Annotated in this window: 12 protein-coding genes; 9 read left to right on the top strand and 3 right to left on the bottom strand. The window is 70.4% G+C overall.

What is annotated here, in order from left to right; genetic code table 11:
- Positions 1–33 precede the first annotated feature (33 nt).
- On the bottom strand, positions 34–297 hold the full coding sequence (locus H295_RS0124195; protein ID WP_020137941.1) for a WhiB family transcriptional regulator: 264 nt from the start codon (positions 295–297) through the stop codon (positions 34–36).
- Positions 298–998: 701 nt separating this feature from the next.
- Here H295_RS0124195 and H295_RS0124190 point away from each other — a divergent pair.
- From H295_RS0124190 to H295_RS0124175, 4 genes are all read left to right on the top strand, one after another.
- Positions 999–1,508 carry a cysteine dioxygenase gene (locus tag H295_RS0124190; RefSeq protein WP_020137940.1) on the top strand — a complete coding sequence of 170 codons (510 nt, stop codon included), beginning with the start codon at positions 999–1,001 and terminating at the stop codon, positions 1,506–1,508.
- Between the two features lie 33 nt (positions 1,509–1,541).
- The gene (gene cofD / locus H295_RS0124185; protein ID WP_020137939.1) at positions 1,542–2,501 is read left to right on the top strand and encodes a 2-phospho-L-lactate transferase; all 960 of its coding nucleotides are present in this window, start codon (positions 1,542–1,544) and stop codon (positions 2,499–2,501) included.
- 5 nt (positions 2,502–2,506) lie between these two features.
- Positions 2,507–3,850 carry a coenzyme F420-0:L-glutamate ligase gene (locus tag H295_RS0124180; protein WP_028809693.1) on the top strand — a complete coding sequence of 448 codons (1,344 nt, stop codon included), beginning with the start codon at positions 2,507–2,509 and terminating at the stop codon, positions 3,848–3,850.
- A gap of 77 nt (positions 3,851–3,927) precedes the next feature.
- The gene (locus H295_RS0124175; RefSeq protein ID WP_028809692.1) at positions 3,928–4,935 is read left to right on the top strand and encodes a DNA-3-methyladenine glycosylase family protein; all 1,008 of its coding nucleotides are present in this window, start codon (positions 3,928–3,930) and stop codon (positions 4,933–4,935) included.
- A 140-nt stretch (positions 4,936–5,075) separates the two neighbouring features.
- Here the strand turns inward: H295_RS0124175 and H295_RS0124170 are convergent, their stop codons facing one another.
- Together H295_RS0124170 and H295_RS0124165 are read right to left on the bottom strand one after the other, a co-directional pair.
- Positions 5,076–6,158 (bottom strand): nucleotidyltransferase family protein, encoded by a 1,083-nt coding sequence (locus H295_RS0124170; protein ID WP_020137936.1) that lies wholly within the window; start codon positions 6,156–6,158, stop codon positions 5,076–5,078.
- A 153-nt stretch (positions 6,159–6,311) separates the two neighbouring features.
- Positions 6,312–7,832: a peptidoglycan recognition protein gene (locus H295_RS0124165; RefSeq protein ID WP_106960932.1), complete on the bottom strand. Its 1,521-nt coding sequence runs from the start codon at positions 7,830–7,832 to the stop codon at positions 6,312–6,314.
- Positions 7,833–7,961: 129 nt separating this feature from the next.
- Here H295_RS0124165 and H295_RS0124160 point away from each other — a divergent pair, with 129 nt between their 5' ends.
- The 5 genes from H295_RS0124160 to H295_RS0124140 all read left to right on the top strand — a co-directional run bounded on the left by H295_RS0124160 (position 7,962) and on the right by H295_RS0124140 (position 15,892).
- Positions 7,962–8,696 carry a TIGR03089 family protein gene (locus tag H295_RS0124160; protein WP_028809691.1) on the top strand — a complete coding sequence of 245 codons (735 nt, stop codon included), beginning with the start codon at positions 7,962–7,964 and terminating at the stop codon, positions 8,694–8,696.
- Positions 8,697–8,873: 177 nt separating this feature from the next.
- On the top strand, positions 8,874–10,058 hold the full coding sequence (locus H295_RS0124155; RefSeq protein ID WP_020137933.1) for an LCP family protein: 1,185 nt from the start codon (positions 8,874–8,876) through the stop codon (positions 10,056–10,058).
- Positions 10,059–10,211: 153 nt separating this feature from the next.
- Positions 10,212–11,957, top strand: a complete 1,746-nt coding sequence (locus tag H295_RS0124150; protein ID WP_028809689.1) for an LCP family protein — start codon at positions 10,212–10,214, stop codon at positions 11,955–11,957.
- A 329-nt stretch (positions 11,958–12,286) separates the two neighbouring features.
- The gene (locus tag H295_RS0124145) at positions 12,287–13,888 is read left to right on the top strand and encodes an LCP family protein (protein WP_020137931.1); all 1,602 of its coding nucleotides are present in this window, start codon (positions 12,287–12,289) and stop codon (positions 13,886–13,888) included.
- A gap of 276 nt (positions 13,889–14,164) precedes the next feature.
- The gene (locus H295_RS0124140) at positions 14,165–15,892 is read left to right on the top strand and encodes an LCP family protein (RefSeq protein WP_028809688.1); all 1,728 of its coding nucleotides are present in this window, start codon (positions 14,165–14,167) and stop codon (positions 15,890–15,892) included.
- Positions 15,893–15,974: the final 82 nt, after the last annotated feature.

The raw sequence follows: 15,974 nt of genomic DNA, 5'->3' as shown, positions 1-15,974 counted from the left end.
GCGTAAGAGAAGTCCCGCGCAGCCTGCCTCGCGTCAGACGGCGGCCTTCTTCAGCCTGCGGCGTTCGCGTTCGGACAGGCCGCCCCAGATGCCGAAGCGCTCGTCGTTGGCGAGGGCGTATTCGAGGCACTCGGAGCGGACCTCGCAGGAGAGGCAGACCTTCTTGGCCTCGCGGGTGGAGCCGCCCTTCTCCGGGAAGAAGGACTCGGGGTCGGTCTGGGCGCACAGCGCGCGCTCCTGCCAGCCGAGTTCCTCGTCCGCGTCGTCGACCAGCAGTTGCTGCACCGTCTCGGTCATGTGCGCCCCTCGTCTGTCTTTCGCGTCCCCGTGTGACGGCCGTTACCGATATCGGCTGAACGACACGAGTGAAATTACAAGTGTGCTGCTCCGGGCGAGTCAAGCCGAGATCTGCTATTGGGCCCCTTATTCACTCTGCGGAACCAAGGCCTCGCAGAAAGTGTTCAAATCGGCATAAACCTTGACAAGCAGCTGAGGCCCGGGAGAGCTGCCGAGCCTCGCCAGGCCTTGCGGGGCCTGTATGGGGAAGGACGCCCATCAGTTCGATCTCGTTCCGCACGCGCGCGTGAAGTCCCCGAGGAGATCACGGGCCGCGCGCCCGGTTGTGCGCCATGTGTCCCGGTAAGCGCATGAGCAAACCTTTCACCACAGAGATGGACCGGATGAGGTGAAACATGTCCCACATCCCGGTCGTCGAGTTGACAGTGGAGGTGTGAGCCGCTGTCCTTGTGGGCATGCTCGCGAACTTGGCACTCACCTCGACCCGCTCTGCCGGGTCCCTCGGTGCTGCCCACGTTCGCCGTAGCTGTTGTTGCTGTTGCAGCTGTTGAGCCCAACGCGCTCCGGTTGCTCCTGAGTCCACCGTGACTCGGCTGCTAGTGCCCCGCCCGCACCAGGGCATTCCTGTCTCCCCGTGATCCGGGCGGGACGGTACGCGACACCCAGCCCCCCACTTCTTCCGCCGAGGAACCCCGCATTCCATGAACAGCGACAACGACCTCCAGATCGCAGGCGACCTTCTCGAGGTCCCGCATCTCCTCCAGGCCCCGCGCGAGCACCCGGCCACCGTCGCCGAGTTCGCCGGTCTGGCCCGCGCCATCGCCGAGGACCGCTCCCAGTGGGCGCACCTCGTCCAGTACGACGCCACCAGCCGCTGGTACCACCGGCTGCGCACCGGCCCGGGCTACGAGGTGTGGCTGCTGTCCTGGGTGCCCGGGCAGGGCAGCGGACTGCACGACCACGGCCCCTCCTCGGGTGTCCTCACCGTCCTGGAGGGTGTCCTGACCGAGCGCACCGAGCGGGGCACGCGCGCGCTGGGGGCGGGGTCGCAGCGGGTGTTCGCCCCGGGGTACGTGCACGAGGTCGTCAACGACGCGCTGGACCCTGCGGTGAGCCTGCACGTCTACTACCCGGGCCTGACCGAGATGGCCATGCACACGGCCTGCACCGCACGCGAGTCCTACGACGAGGTGGACGCCGTGACCGCGTGACGCTTTGTCGTACCCGCCTGCAAGACTGCTTCCATGCGAATCGTGGTTCTGGCAGGCGGCATCGGCGGTGCCCGTTTCCTGCGTGGCCTCAAGCAGGCCGCGCCGGACGCGGACATCACCGTCATCGGCAACACCGGGGACGACATCCACCTCTTCGGGCTCAAGGTCTGCCCGGACCTCGACACCGTGATGTACACGCTCGGCGGCGGCATCAACGAGGAGCAGGGCTGGGGGCGGGCCGAGGAGACCTTCCACCTCAAGGAGGAGCTCGCGGCGTACGGCGTCGGGCCCGAGTGGTTCGGGCTCGGGGACCGCGACTTCGCCACCCACATCGTGCGCACGCAGATGATCGGCGCCGGCTATCCGCTGAGCGCGGTCACCGAGGCGCTGTGCGACCGGTGGAAGCCGGGGGTGCGGCTGATCCCGATGACCGACGACCGGGTCGAGACGCATGTGGCGGTCGAGGTGGACGGCGAGCGCAAGGCCGTGCACTTCCAGGAGTACTGGGTGCGGCTGCGGGCCTCGGTGCCCGCGCACGCGGTCGTGCCGGTGGGCGCGGAGCAGGCCAAGCCGGCGCCGGGCGTCCTGGAGGCGATCGCGGAGGCGGACGTCGTGCTGTTCCCGCCGTCCAACCCCGTGGTGTCGGTCGGCACCATCCTCGCCGTGCCCGGCATCCGGGAGGCCATCGCCGAGGCCGGGGTGCCGGTCGTCGGCCTCTCCCCCATCGTCGGGGACGCGCCCGTGCGGGGCATGGCCGACAAGGTCCTTGCCGCGGTGGGCGTCGAGTCCACGGCCGCGGCGGTCGCCGAGCACTACGGCTCCGGTCTGCTGGACGGCTGGCTCGTCGACACCGTGGACGCGGGCGTGGTCGAGCGGGTCGAGGCGGCCGGCATCCGCTGCCGGGCCGTACCGCTGATGATGACGGACCTCGACGCGACCGCGCGGATGGCCCGGGAGGCCCTGGACCTGGCGGAGGAGGTGCGCGGGGCGTGAGCGAGATGTCCGCCGGAGCCGAAGCCGGAGGCCAGGTTGAAGCCCGGGGCCAGGACGACGGCTACCGGGTGTGGGCGGTCCCCGGCCTTCCCGAGGTGCAGCGTGGGGACGACCTGGCCAAGATGATCGCCGCCGCCGAGCCGGGGCTGGCCGACGGGGACGTGCTCCTCGTCACCTCGAAGATCGTGTCCAAGGCGGAGGGTCGGGTCGTCGAGGCCGCCGACCGGGAGGCCGCGATCGACGCCGAGACCGTGCGGGTCGTGGCCCGGCGCGGGCCGCTCAGGATCGTGGAGAACCGGCAGGGCCTGGTGATGGCCGCCGCCGGGGTGGACGCCTCCAACACCCCTGCGGGGACCGTGCTGTTGCTGCCCGAGGACCCGGACGCGTCCGCGCGGGCGATCCGGGACGGCCTGCGCGCCGCTCTCGGGGTCGACGTCGGCGTCGTCGTCACCGACACCTTCGGGCGGCCCTGGCGCGCCGGGCTCACCGATGTCGCGATCGGGGCCGCGGGGGTGCGGGTGCTGGACGACCTGCGGGGCGGGACGGACGCGTACGGCAATCCGCTGAGCGCGACCGTGGTGGCGACGGCCGACGAACTCGCGGCCGCCGGTGACCTCGTCAAGGGCAAGGCCGCCGGGCTGCCCGTCGCCGTGGTGCGCGGCCTGGCGCACGTGGTGGCCGGGGAGCCCGGGGAGGGCGCGCGGGCCATGGTGCGTGACGCGCGCGACGACATGTTCCGGCTCGGGACCTCCGAGGCGGTACGGGAGGCGGTGGCCCAGCGGCGGACCGTACGGGCCTTCACCGACGAGCCCGTCGATCCCGGGGCCGTACGACGGGCGGTGGCGCTCGCGGTCACCGCGCCCGCGCCGCACCACACCACGCCGTGGCGGTTCGTGCTGCTGGAGTCGGCCGAGTCGCGCACCCGTCTCCTCGACGCCATGCGGGACGCCTGGATCGCCGATCTGCGGCGGGACGGCAAGTCGGAGGAGTCCGTCGCGAAGCGGGTGCGGCGCGGGGACGTCCTGCGCAACGCCCCCTACCTCGTGGTGCCGTGTCTGGTGATGGACGGGTCGCACACCTACGGGGACGGACGGCGGGACGGGGCCGAGCGGGAGATGTTCGTCGTCGCCGCGGGCGCCGGGGTGCAGAACTTCCTCGTCGCGCTGGCCGGGGAGCGGCTCGGGTCGGCGTGGGTGTCGTCCACGATGTTCTGCCGGGACGTCGTGCGGGAGGTGCTGGGGCTGCCCGGGGAGTGGGATCCGATGGGGGCCGTGGCGGTGGGGCATCCGGCTGAGGAACCACGGCCGCGGCCGGAGCGGGACGCGGGACATTTCATCGAGGTCCGGTGAGATGCGCATAGTCTCGTAGGGCTTTTCTGGTCTCGTAGGGCTTCTCCCGGTTTCTCTCGTACCCCAGGACATCACTCGTGGCAGGACGCTTCACTCCGCGGCCCACGCGTACGACCGTGCGCGGGGGCGAAGTCGTCGTGCCCGCAGCGCGGCGGGAGCCGGCTCGCGTCGAGGCCCCGCTGGTGCGCAGGTGGGTGCCGGGGTGGCCGGTCGATCTCGGGCTGGTCCTCGGGGCGCTCAGGCGCGGGCCCGGGGACCCCACCTTCCGGGCGATGCCGGACGGGTCGGTGTGGCGGGCCAGCCTCACCCCGACCGGGCCGGGAACCCTGCGGGTCTGTGTCTACGGCGGTGAGGTGCGCGGCGAGGCGTGGGGACCGGGGGCCGAGTGGCTGCTCTCGCAGTTGCCGGAGCTGCTCGGGGCCGCGGACGATCCCTCCGCGTTCGTGCCCCGGCACCGGATCGTGGCGCACACCTGGCACCGGCGGCCGGGGCTGCGGCTGACGCGGACCGGGCTCGTGCTGGAGTCGTTGATCCCGTCCGTGCTGGAGCAGAAGGTCACGACGGACGAGGCGTACCGGGCGTGGCGGTTGCTGGTGCGCAAGTTCGGGGAGCCGGCGCCGGGGCCCGCGGCGGGCGGGCGGCTGTGGGTGATGCCCGCGCCCCGGACCTGGGCGCTCATTCCGTCGTGGGAGTGGCATCGGGCCGGGGTCGACAACAAGCGGGCGTCGACGATCCTGCGGTGCGTGCGGGTCGCCGCGCGGCTGGAGGAGGCGATGTCGATGGCACCGGCCGCTGCGCAGGCTCGGTTGGAGGTTGTGCCGGGGGTGGGGCCGTGGACGTCCGCAGAGGTGGTGCAGCGGAGTCATGGGGCGGCGGATGCGGTGACCGTGGGGGATCTGCATCTGCCGGGGATCGTGGGGTTCGCGCTCGCGGGGGATCGGGATGCGGATGACGCGGTGATGCTGTCGTTGCTGGAGCCGTATGCGGGGCAGCGGCATCGGGCTGCTCGGTTGATTCTGCTGAGTGGGCGTACGCCGGGGCGGCGGGCGCCGCGGATGACTCGGGGGGACATCGGGCGGTTGTGACGGTGGTCAGGGGTGCCGGGGGATTTCTTCGCCCCCGCCGCCCCTACCCGTCCCATCCCCAGGGGCGCTGCCCCTTCGACCCCGCCTCCAGGGGCTCCGCCCCCGGACCCCCGCTCCTCAAACGCCGGAGGGGCTGAGTTTCACTGGTCCGACGAAAAACGGACCGCGCCCGCCGGGATTCTCGCGTCGCACCAGATCCTCATGCCGTCCAGCAGTTCGTTGTCGGGGCCGATGATCGCGCCGTCTCCTATGACCGTGCCGGTGAGGACGGAGCGTTCGCCGACCCTGGCCCTCGTGCCGATCAGGGAGTCGGTGACGACCGCGCCCGGTTCGATCACCGCGCCCGGCAGGATCGTGGAGCCGGAGACCCGGGCGCCCTCCGCGACGTACGCGCCCTCGCCCACCACCGTGCCGCCCGTCAGCTTGGCGTCGGCGGCGACCCTGGCCGTGGGCAGGATCAGGCGGTCGCCGCAGCGCCCGGGGACCGCGGGCGACGGGGCGCGGCCGAGGACGAGGTCGGCCGAGCCGCGGACGAAGGCGGCGGGGGTGCCGAGGTCCAGCCAGTACGTCGAGTCGACCATGCCCTGGAGGTGGGCTCCCGCGGCGAGGAGTTCGGGGAAGGTCTCGCGTTCGACGGAGACCGGGCGGCCCTGCGGGATCGTGTCGATCACGGAGCGGCGGAAGACGTACGCGCCCGCGTTGATCTGGTCGGTGACGATCTCCTCGGGGGTCTGCGGTTTCTCCAGGAAGGCGAGGACCCGGCCCGTGTCGTCGGTGGGGACCAGGCCGTAGGCGCGCGGGTCCGTGACCTTGGTGAGGTGGAGGGAGACGTCGGCGCGGGTCTCTTCGTGGGTGCGGACCAGGGCTCCGATGTCCAGGCCCGTCAGGATGTCGCCGTTGAAGACCAGGACCGGGTCGTCGGGGGCCGAGTGCAGCCGGGCGGCCACGTTGCGGATCGCGCCGCCGGTGCCGAGGGGCTCCTCCTCGGTGACGTACTCGAGATGGAGGCCGAGGGACGAGCCGTCACCGAAGTGCGGTTCGAAGACCTCCGCGAGATAGCTCGTGGCGAGGACGATGTGGTCGACCCCGGCCGCTCTCGCTCTCGCCAGCTGGTGGGTGAGGAAGGGGACCCCGGCCGCCCGGACCATGGGCTTCGGCGTGTGGACCGTGAGGGGCCGCAGCCTCGTGCCCTTGCCGCCGACCAGGAGGATCGCTTCTGTCACCTGTTGTCTCCGCTTCCTGCCGGGACCGGCCCGAACTGTCTTTCGACCGGCAAGTGTATGCAGACCGTTGTGCGGTGCCTTCGACGGGTGTGCGGCGGTTCAGCCCCTCGGCGCTCGGCGGTCAGCTCCCAGCGGATCTCCGCCCGGCGATCGTCAGCGGCCCTGGTAACGCGCGGCCGTCGTGCGGGTGGATCCGAGCTTGCTGTAGAGCTGCCGGCCGGGGCACTCCGTGGCGAAGCCGTCCCGGTGACCGGAGATGACGTTCAGTCGCACCTTCCTGCCCTTCGGGTAGAGGTTGCCCCCGCCCGACTTCAGATAGGTCTTGCCCTTCGGGTTCGCGCCGTACAGGCCGAGCTTCCACGCCGTCAGCCGTGCCACGGCCTTCACCACGGCCGCGGGCGGCTTGGTCGTGCCGTAGCTGCCGAGGACGGCGATCCCCACGCTGTTGGTGTTGAAACCGAGGGTGTGGGCTCCGAGGACCGCCTTCGCCACGCCACCGGCCCGGCCCTCGTAGATGTTTCCGCACTTGTCGACGAGGAAGTTGTAGCCGATGTCGCGCCAGCCCATGCTCTTGACGTGGTACCGGTAGATACCGCGGATGAGCGAGGGTGCCTGCGCACAGCTGTATCCGTTGCCGGACGCCGTGTGGTGCACGAAGGCCGCCTTGACCTTCTTCGTGTAGACGAAGGTCCGCTCGCGCAGCTTCTCGTCGGCTCCCCAGCCGCGCCGGGTGACGATCCGCGGGCGCGGCCCGATGTACGGCTTCGCCCGCTGCTGCGTCGTCAACTCCCCCGCACGCAGGGACAACAGCTCCCGCTCGGTCCGGGCACGGCTCAACTCGGGGATCTCGGTGGCGCCAGGGGCGGCCAGGCCGGCGTTGGCGGCGTCCGCGTCCAGCGCGGCCGGGTCGGCGGCCGGATCCGGGGCCGGAACCGCGGCCGGCTCGACGCTGGGGGCGGTGCCGTGCGGGACGACGGCGCGGGCGGCAGCGGGCCGGGCGGCGGCCGGTGCGGCCTCCTGGGCGCCGGGCGCCGGGGCGCTCCTGCCCGGGTCCACGAGCTCCAGGCGCAGGCCCGTCGGGAGAGGGGTGCTCGCCGTGACCGTACGGGAGCCGCGGGCCGTGTCCTCGGTCCTGCGGTCGGCCTCGGCGCGGACGCGCACCTCCACGCCGTCCGAGTCGCCCACCCACAGCGGTGCCGTGGCGCCGTGGACGCGGCCGGAGGTGCGTTCGGCGGTGCCGGGGTCGGCGGCGTCGTCGTTGTGAGTCTCCAGGTCCTGCCAGCCGGACCAGGTGTCGGCACCGACGGCGCGGGTGCGGACCTGGACGCTGCCGTGCAGCACGGTGTCCGGGTCGTTCCACACGACGCCGACGAGGGAGAAGTGCCGTACGTCCCGCCGGGGCAGGCCCTGTTCGGCGGCCGCGGGGGCGAGGGTGCGGTCGCGGGAGGTGAGGGGCGCGAGGGGCAGCGACTGGGTGCTGCCGAGGACCTGGGCGGCGTCCTGGGCTCGGCCCCCGCGGAGGGCTTCGGCGGCACCCCTGGCTTCCGCACCCGCCGCCGTGCTCGCGGATGCCGGGGACGCCGGTCTCGCCGCCGCGGTGGCGGGCGAGGTGAGGGGCAGGGCGAGGGCGGCCGCACAGGTGACGCCGATCGAGGAAGCAAGAAGTCCACGCATGCTCCTGATCTTGGACATAGTCATATAAATCTGTCCATCCGGGAACTGACGGACCGTCGGGCGCTGTTGCGCCGAACCGGTGGCCCCGCGCGAGGGTGTCCGGCGGTGCGCCCGCGTACGCTTCTGCGGGTGAACGCCACTGATCGCACCCCTGCCGACCTGCTGCGTTCCGCGCTCGCCGCGGATCCCGGACGCCCCCTGGTGACCTTCTACGACGACGCCACGGGTGAACGTGTCGAATTGTCCGTGGCCACCTTCGCCAATTGGGTGGCCAAGACCTCGAACCTCCTCCAGGGCGACCTCGCCGCGGCACCCGGCGACCGGGTGGCGCTGCTGCTGCCCGCGCACTGGCAGACGGCGGTCTGGCTGCTGGCGTGTGCGTCCGTGGGGGTGGTCGCGGACGTCGGCGGGGATCCCGCGTCGGCGGACGTCGTGGTGAGCGGACCGGATTCCCTGGAGGCGGCCCGGGCCTGTTCCGGGGAGCGGGTCGCGCTGGCGCTGCGGCCGCTGGGCGGGCGGTTCCCGCAGCCGCCGGACGGGTTCGTCGACTATGCCGTGGAGGTGCCGGGGCAGGGGGACCGGTTCGTGCCGTTCGCTCCGGTGGATCCGGATGAACCTGCTCTGGTTGTCGCCGGGCGCGAGTTCAGCGGGGCGGAGGTCGTGGAGCGGGCGCGGGCCGAGGGGACGGGGGACCGGGTGCTGTCGGGGTTGCCGTACGACACGTGGGACGGGGTGTGCGCGGGGTTGTACGGGGCGCTCGCCAACGGGGGGTCCGTGGTGTTGTGCCGGCATCTGGAGCGGTTGGGTGAGGAAGGGCTTGCCAAGCGGGTCGAGGATGAGCGGGTGGGTGTTGTGCGCCGCTGAAACGGGGGCTTGCGACCGGTTGGCGGGAGACAGGTCGTATGTGGCTGGTCGCGCAGTTCCCCGCGCCCCTGAAGTGGGAACAGTCACCCGGATGGATTAGTACCGGGCCGTCACCGCAACCCGTTCACGCCATGGTCGTAGGAACAGATCCCTACGCCACGAGGGGTGGGCCGACCCGTGACCGACAGTCCTCGCCCCCTCGGGCCCGGTCTCGGGGTCTCGGCCCACGGTGAAGGGCTCGTACGGCGGCGTCGGCGGCGGTGGCTGCGCGGGGCCGGGGTCGGCGCCGGGGTTGTCGTCCTCGTCGCCGCCGGTGTCGGTGGGGTCCTCTACGCCAAGCTCGACGGGAACATCACGCCCGACGAGGCGGCCGCCGCCGAGCTCGCCCGGTACGAGAAGGAGCGGCCGACCTCGCTGGTGAAGGGTGCGCTGAACATCCTGCTGATCGGGTCGGACTCGCGGTCGGGGGACGGCAACGCGCGCTACGGGCGGGACTCGGGGACCGAACGCTCGGACACCACCATCCTGTTGCATCTGTCCGCCGGACGGCACACCGCGACCGCGGTGTCGCTGCCGCGGGACCTGATGGTGGACGTGCCGGCCTGCCGGCGGCCGGACGGCACCCGCAGCCGACCGACGTTCGACATGTTCAACCACGCCTTTCAGAAGGGTGGTTCGGCCTGCACGATCCGGACCGTCGAGAAACTCACGGACGTACGCGTTGATCACCACATGGTCGTCGACTTCCACGGCTTCAAGGACATGGTCGACGCGGTGGACGGGGTGACGGTCTGCCTCACCGAGCCGATCGACGACAAGGCCGCCAAGCTGCGGCTTCCGGCGGGACGGGTGACGCTGGACGGCGAAGAGGCGCTCGGTTACGTACGGGCCCGCAAGTCGCTCGGCGACGGCAGCGACACCGAGCGGATGGACCGCCAGCAGCGCTTTCTCGGGGCGCTGGTGCACAAGGTGCAGAGCAATGACGTACTGCTGAATCCGGTGAAGCTCTATCCCGTGCTGGACGCGGCGACCTCCTCGCTCACCACCGACCCGGACCTGGCGAGCCTGCGCGGGCTGTACGAACTCGTGCGCGGGCTGCGGGACATCCCCATGGGGCGGGTGCAATTCCTCACCGTTCCGAGGGAGTCGTACGTTCACGACGCAAATCGCGATCAACTCGACCAACCCGAAGCCCGGCGCCTTTTCGAACGGTTGCGCAAGGATGAGCCGGTGAAGGTGACGGAGAAAGCCCCAAAGGTTTCAGAAGATTCTCATGACGAAGAAGCCCATGAAGAATCTGAGAACGCCGACGGGGTGCCCGCCTTCCGCGGCAACACGGCCGCCCAGGACGCCTGCGGGTAAAGCATTTCCCAAGCAGGTGGAGCGGTGTCCAGGCAAATGGGCGGATTGCCCGGTTGTAGGCACGTGGAATTCATCACCGCCGTAACCTGTCGGCGAATCGGACGGCTAGGGTGAGCGCTCCGGTGCATCCGGCCGTCGGAGGATTCAGCAACCATGGACGCACAAGGCCGTGGACAGGCGGGCGACATCGACCCCGCCGACCAGTGGGTACTCAACCCGCACACCGGTGAATACGAACTGCGACTGAACCCTTCCGCACCGCAGTCGGGTGTTCCCGGTCCCCGTAGATCCACACCCGCGCCCACCAGGACGGGCCCGCCCGCCGGGCGTACGACCGCTCCCCCGGCGCCGGGCCGTGACGTGCCTGCGCCGCGCAGGCGGCGGGGTGCTCCGCCCGAGGAGCCGCTGCCGGGACGGCGGGGACGCCGGCCGGTCAAGAAGAAGTCGAACGCGAAGAAGGCGCTGCTGTGGACCGGCGGCACGATGGCGTTCGTGCTGATCGCGGCCGCGGGCGGCGGGTACCTCTACATCCGCCATCTCAACAGCAACATCACCTCCGTCTCCGACGACGGCGCGAGCACCGGCGGCTTCCAGACCGACAAGGCGATCAACATCCTGCTGATCGGCACGGACAAGCGCACTGGGGCGGGCAACGAGAGCTACGGCGACAAGAACAGCGTCGGACACGCGGACACCACGATCCTGCTGCACGTCTCCAAGGACCGTACGAACGCGACCGCGCTCAGCATTCCGCGCGACCTGATCGTGGACGTGCCGGACTGTCCCACTACTCAGGAGGACGGTTCCACCAAGGTCATCGCGGGCACGGACGGCGTCCGCTTCAACACCAGCCTCGGGCAGGGCGGCCGTACGCCCAGCTGCACGGTGCGGACCGTGACCGAGCTCACCGGTATCCAGGCCGACAACTTCATGGTGGCCGACTTCAACGCGGTCAAGACGCTGACCACGGCGGTCGGCGGGGTCGAGATCTGTCTGGCCAAGGACATCGACGACAAGGACTCCAAGCTCAAGCTGTCCAAGGGCACGCACACCATCTCCGGTGAGGACGCCCTCGCGTTCGTGCGCACCCGGCACTCGGTCGGCTTCGGCGGTGACCTGAGCCGGATCGGGCTCCAGCAGCAGTTCCTGAGCGCGCTGATGCGCAAGCTGAAGTCGAACGACACGCTCACCAGCCCGACGAAGATGCTGAAGCTGGCGGAGGCCGGCACCAAGGCGCTGACCGTCGACTCGCAGCTCGACAGCATCTCCAAGCTGAAGGACCTCGGCCTGGAGCTCGGCAAGCTGAACGTGAAGAACCTGACCTTCACCACCGTGCCCGTCGTCGACAACCCGGCGGAGAAGGTGAAGGCGACGGTCGTCCTCAACGACGCGACCGCGCCCACCGTGTTCGACATGATCAAGAACGACGTGTCCTTCACGGAGGTCAAGAAGAAGGCCGGCGCGTCCAAGAGCGCCGAGGCGGCCGAGGAAGCGGCCCGCCTCAAGGGCACCAAGTCGGCCGCGTCCGCGGTGCGGGTGCGGATCCTCAACGGCGGTGCGCAGGCGGGCAGTGCGCAGGCCGAGCTGGAGTACCTCCAGAACGAGGAGGGCGTGCTGAAGTCGGAGAACGCCGGCAACGCGGGCACCTCGCTGGCGAAAACGACCCTGGAGTACGCCCCCGACCAGGCCGACCAGGCGCGCCGCCTCGCGGACATCCTGGGCCTGTCCGGGGCGCAGCTGAAGCCCGGCAAGAGCGTCACCAACTCCCAGGGCCTGCCCACCATGACCCTGACCCTGGGCAAGGACTTCAAGGGCGCGGGGGTGTCCTTCACGACGGCGACCAAGGCCCCCGAGGGGGTGCAGCAGTCCACGGCCGACAAGGTCGAATGCGCCAAGTGAGAGCGGGTGAACAACCCCCCGTCGTCCGCCCGAAGGGCGGGCGCTGCGGTGTCCGGTGCGTGCGATCGCAAGGCGCCGGAGCGTCTTCGTGGCGGAGCCACGTGGACGTTTCGGCAACGCCGCGAGCGTGCGTGCCGGACGTCGCAGCGCAGACGGGGGGTTGTTCACCCGCTCTGCGGTGACCTGAAGGGCCTGTTGTGCGTCTTACGGGGCGTACGGCAGGTCCTTTTGTTTCGTACGGCAGGTCTTTCTGCTGCGTACGGCGGCTCTTCTGCTTCGTACAGCAGGTCTTTTCGTTCGTTCTGTGTGTGAGGGTGGGGAGACAGGGGATGGCGCACAGCAGTGTTCAAGGGGAGGGGACCCGTCCCGAGGTCCGGCCGGCGCAGCCGGAGGGTCCGGAGAGACCGGGGCGGCACGGGCGGCGGGCTGTCCGGCGCAAGCACCGGGTGCTGCGCTGGTCGGCGGTCACGCTCGCCGTGCTGATACTCGGCGCCAGTGGCGCCGGCTACCTCTACTACGAGCATCTCAACGGCAACATCCGCAAGGGCGAGCGCAGCAGCGGCGACTCCAAGGCGCGCAGGACCGAGGCGAACGCGGCCGGTCAGACCCCGCTGAACATCCTGCTGATCGGCTCGGACAGCCGTAACTCCGACGAGAACGTGAAGCTCGGCGGCAGCAGGGACGACCGGGGCGATGCGCCCCGCGGTGATGTGCAGATGCTCATCCACCTGTCCGCGGACCGCAAGAGCGCCGCGATGGTGAGCATCCCGCGCGACACCCGCGTCGACATCCCCCGCTGCGAGGACCCGGACACCGGGAAGAAGTTCCCCCCGACCAACGACATCATCACCAACTCGCTGGCCCGCGGCGGGGCCGGCTGCACGCTCGCCACCTGGCAGAACCTCACCGGGGTCTACATCGACCACTGGATGACCATCGACTTCGCGGGCGTGGTGCGGATGGCGGACGCCATCGGCGGTGTCGACGTGTGCGTCAAGCAGAACGTGTGGGACCACCCGACGCCCGACGTGCCCGGCGGTTCCGGTCTGAAGATGAAGGCCGGCACCCACAAGGTCGAGGGCAAGCAGGCGCTCCAGTGGCTGCGCACCCGGCACGCCTGGGGCAGTGACCTGATGCGGGCCAGGGCCCAGCACATGTACCTGAACTCGATGATGCGGACGCTGACGAAGCAGAACGTCTTCACCGACACCCCGCGCCTGATGGACCTGGCCGAGGCGGCCACGAAGTCCCTGAAGGTGTCCGAGGAGATCGGCACCGTGAAGAAGCTCTACGACCTGGGCACCCAGCTCAAGTCGGTGCCGCCGGACCGCATCACCTCGGTGACGATGCCGAACCTGCAGGACTCGGAGAACGAGAACCACGTCGTGCCCGACTCCAAGAACGCCGACAAGCTCTGGGAGATGCTCCGCGACGACGTGCCCCTCGACGACAAGGGCAAGGCGTCCGACGCGAAGAAGACCGTCAAGGACCAGGCCGTCAAAGCCCCTTCGGCGCCGGACGACAGGATCGGTGTCCTCGTGCAGAACGCCACCGCCGGCGCCACCCTCGGCCCGGTGAGCGGACGCGCGGGCGTGCTCGCCCAGGAACTCGTGGAGAAAGGTTTCACGCAGGCGTCCAAGGACGCGACGGCGGGCCTGTCCGAGGACCGGACGGTCGTGCGCTACCCGAGCGCCGATCTGGAGGGCGACGCCCAGCGCATCGCCAAGTCCCTGGGGATTCCGCTGAGTTCGGTGAAGAAGTCGACCGACGTCTCCGGGGTCACCCTCGTCGTGGGAGCCGACTGGCGCACCGGCACCGCCTATCCGAAGCAGTCCGCGCCCAAGGCCGGTGACCTGCCCGCCAACTCGGACGCCATCAACGGCTCGGACACCAAGCAGTGCATGCCCGTGTACGGGGTCTACCAGTGGTAGTCGAACGCCCCGGGCCGTTCGTACGTACACCTTGGGCAGGAACCACTCGCACACCAGGACGCCGGACTCCCTTCCGAGGAAATGAGGTGGATTGACCGCTTGTGGGGCCGAGGAACCCCTCGCTGCTTGGCTCGACGCCCGAACGGGCGGCTAGTGTGAGCGATCCAGTGATCCCCGGCCATGAGACCTGTCCTGGGATCGAGCACTGTGTCGACCGAACCGTGCACCTTCCGGGGAGAAGGTGTCGCGTGGCCCTGACGGAGGATTCGGACCAACGTGGACGCGCAAGGCCATGGGCGGGCGAACGACGTCGATCCCGCAGACCAGTGGGTGCTCAATCCGGCCACCGGCGAATACGAACTGCGGCTGGCTCCCGCCGCACCACAGTCGCCCGTACCCGGACCCCGTAGGGCCGCCCCCGTGAGAAACGGCGCTCCCGGCGGCCGTACGACCGCTCCCGTGGCCCCCGGCCGTGACGTCCCGCCGCCGCGCAGACGGCGGGACGCCCCCGGGGAACCGCTGCCGGGGCGGCGCGGACGCCGGCCGGTCAAGAAGAAGTCGAACGCCAAGAAGGCCCTGCTGTGGACCGGCGGCACCATGGCGTTCGTCCTGGTCGCCGGTGCCACGACGGGCTGGTTCTATCTGAAGCACCTCGAAGGCAACGTCGGCACGACGGACGTCGGCGACGCGGCCGCGAGCAGCTTCAGCAAGGACGAGGCCTTCAACATCCTCGTCATCGGCACCGACAAGCGCACCGGTGAGGGCAACGAGGGCTACGGCGACAAGGGCAGCGTCGGCCACGCCGACACCAACATCCTGCTGCACGTCGCCAAGGACCGATCGAACGCGACCGCGCTCAGCATCCCGCGTGACCTGATCGTCGACATCCCGGACTGCCAGACCAAGCAGGAGGACGGCACCGACTCGGTCGTCGCGGGGCAGGACGGCGTCCGCTTCAACCGGAGCCTCGGTGAGCGTGGCCGGGACGCGGGCTGCACGATGCGTACCGTCGAGGCGGCCACCGGCATCAAGCCCGACCACTTCGTGATGGCCGACTTCAACGCGGTGAAGACGCTCACGTCGGCCGTGGACGGGGTCGAGGTCTGCGTGGAGAAGGCCGTCGACGACAAGCAGTCGAAGCTGAAACTGCCCGCCGGCGAGTCGAAGGTGGAGGGCGAGCGGGCCCTCGCCTTCGTGCGCACCCGGCACGCCTTCGGCAACTCCGGCGACCTGGACCGGATCAAGGTGCAGCAGCAGTTCCTCGGCTCGCTGATGCGGAAGATGACCTCCGGCGACACCCTCACCAGCCCGGCCAAGCTGCTGAAGCTGGCGGAGGCCGCGACGGAGGCGCTCACCGTCGACAAGGCGATCGGCAGCGTCGGCACGCTCAAGGACATCGCCCTGGAGCTGAAGAAGGTGCCGACGAAGAACATCAGCTTCATGACAGTCCCGGTGAAGGACAACCCCGCCGAGACGGTCAAGGCGACGGTCGTCGTCGACGAGGCACAGGCCCCCGCGATCTTCGATGCGATCAAGAACGACGTCTCGTTCACCGAGGTCAAGACGGAGCAGAAGAAGGAGAAGGCGGAGATCGCCGCCCGGCTCAAGGGCACCAGGTCGGCCGCCTCCGACGTCCGGGTCAGCATCCTCAACGGCGGCGCGCCGGCCGGAAGCGCGCAGCAGCAGCTCGCCTACCTCCAGACCGAGGCGGGTGTGACCAAGTCCGACAACGCGGGCAACGCCGAGGCGCCGCTGGCGAAAACGACCCTGGAGTACGACCCCGGCCAGGCCGACCAGGCCCGCCGGCTCGCGGACATCATGGGTCTGTCCGGCTCGGCGCTGAAGCCCGGCAAGAGCGTCACCAACGCCCAGGGTCTGCCGGCCATGACCCTCACCCTGGGCAAGGACTTCAAGGGCGCCGGGGTGAAGCTGAACGCGGCCACGACCGCCCCGGTGAACGTGGCGGGCAAGTCCACCGCCGACAAGGTGCAGTGCGCGAGTTGAGGGTTCCGGGGTCTCGCACAGCTCCGTAACAGGTTCGTAGGGCAACCTCACGGGCCCGTCGTATGTCTAAGGACGTGCGGCG

Source organism: Streptomyces sp. 351MFTsu5.1 (assembly GCF_000383655.1).
Lineage (GTDB): Bacteria > Actinomycetota > Actinomycetes > Streptomycetales > Streptomycetaceae > Streptomyces > Streptomyces griseorubiginosus.
This window is presented reverse-complemented; position numbering and strand designations above follow the sequence as displayed.

Bases quoted from the DNA above. Each gene is read 5' to 3' on its own strand.
- H295_RS0124195 (WP_020137941.1), bottom strand. From the start codon at position 297: ATGACCGAGACGGTGCAGCAACTGCTGGTCGACGACGCGGACGAGGAA.
- H295_RS0124190 (WP_020137940.1), top strand. From the start codon at position 999: ATGAACAGCGACAACGACCTCCAGATCGCAGGCGACCTTCTCGAGGTC.
- cofD (WP_020137939.1), top strand. From the start codon at position 1,542: ATGCGAATCGTGGTTCTGGCAGGCGGCATCGGCGGTGCCCGTTTCCTG.
- H295_RS0124180 (WP_028809693.1), top strand. From the start codon at position 2,507: ATGTCCGCCGGAGCCGAAGCCGGAGGCCAGGTTGAAGCCCGGGGCCAG.
- H295_RS0124165 (WP_106960932.1), bottom strand. From the start codon at position 7,832: ATGCGTGGACTTCTTGCTTCCTCGATCGGCGTCACCTGTGCGGCCGCC.
- H295_RS0124150 (WP_028809689.1), top strand. From the start codon at position 10,212: ATGGACGCACAAGGCCGTGGACAGGCGGGCGACATCGACCCCGCCGAC.
- H295_RS0124145 (WP_020137931.1), top strand. From the start codon at position 12,287: ATGGCGCACAGCAGTGTTCAAGGGGAGGGGACCCGTCCCGAGGTCCGG.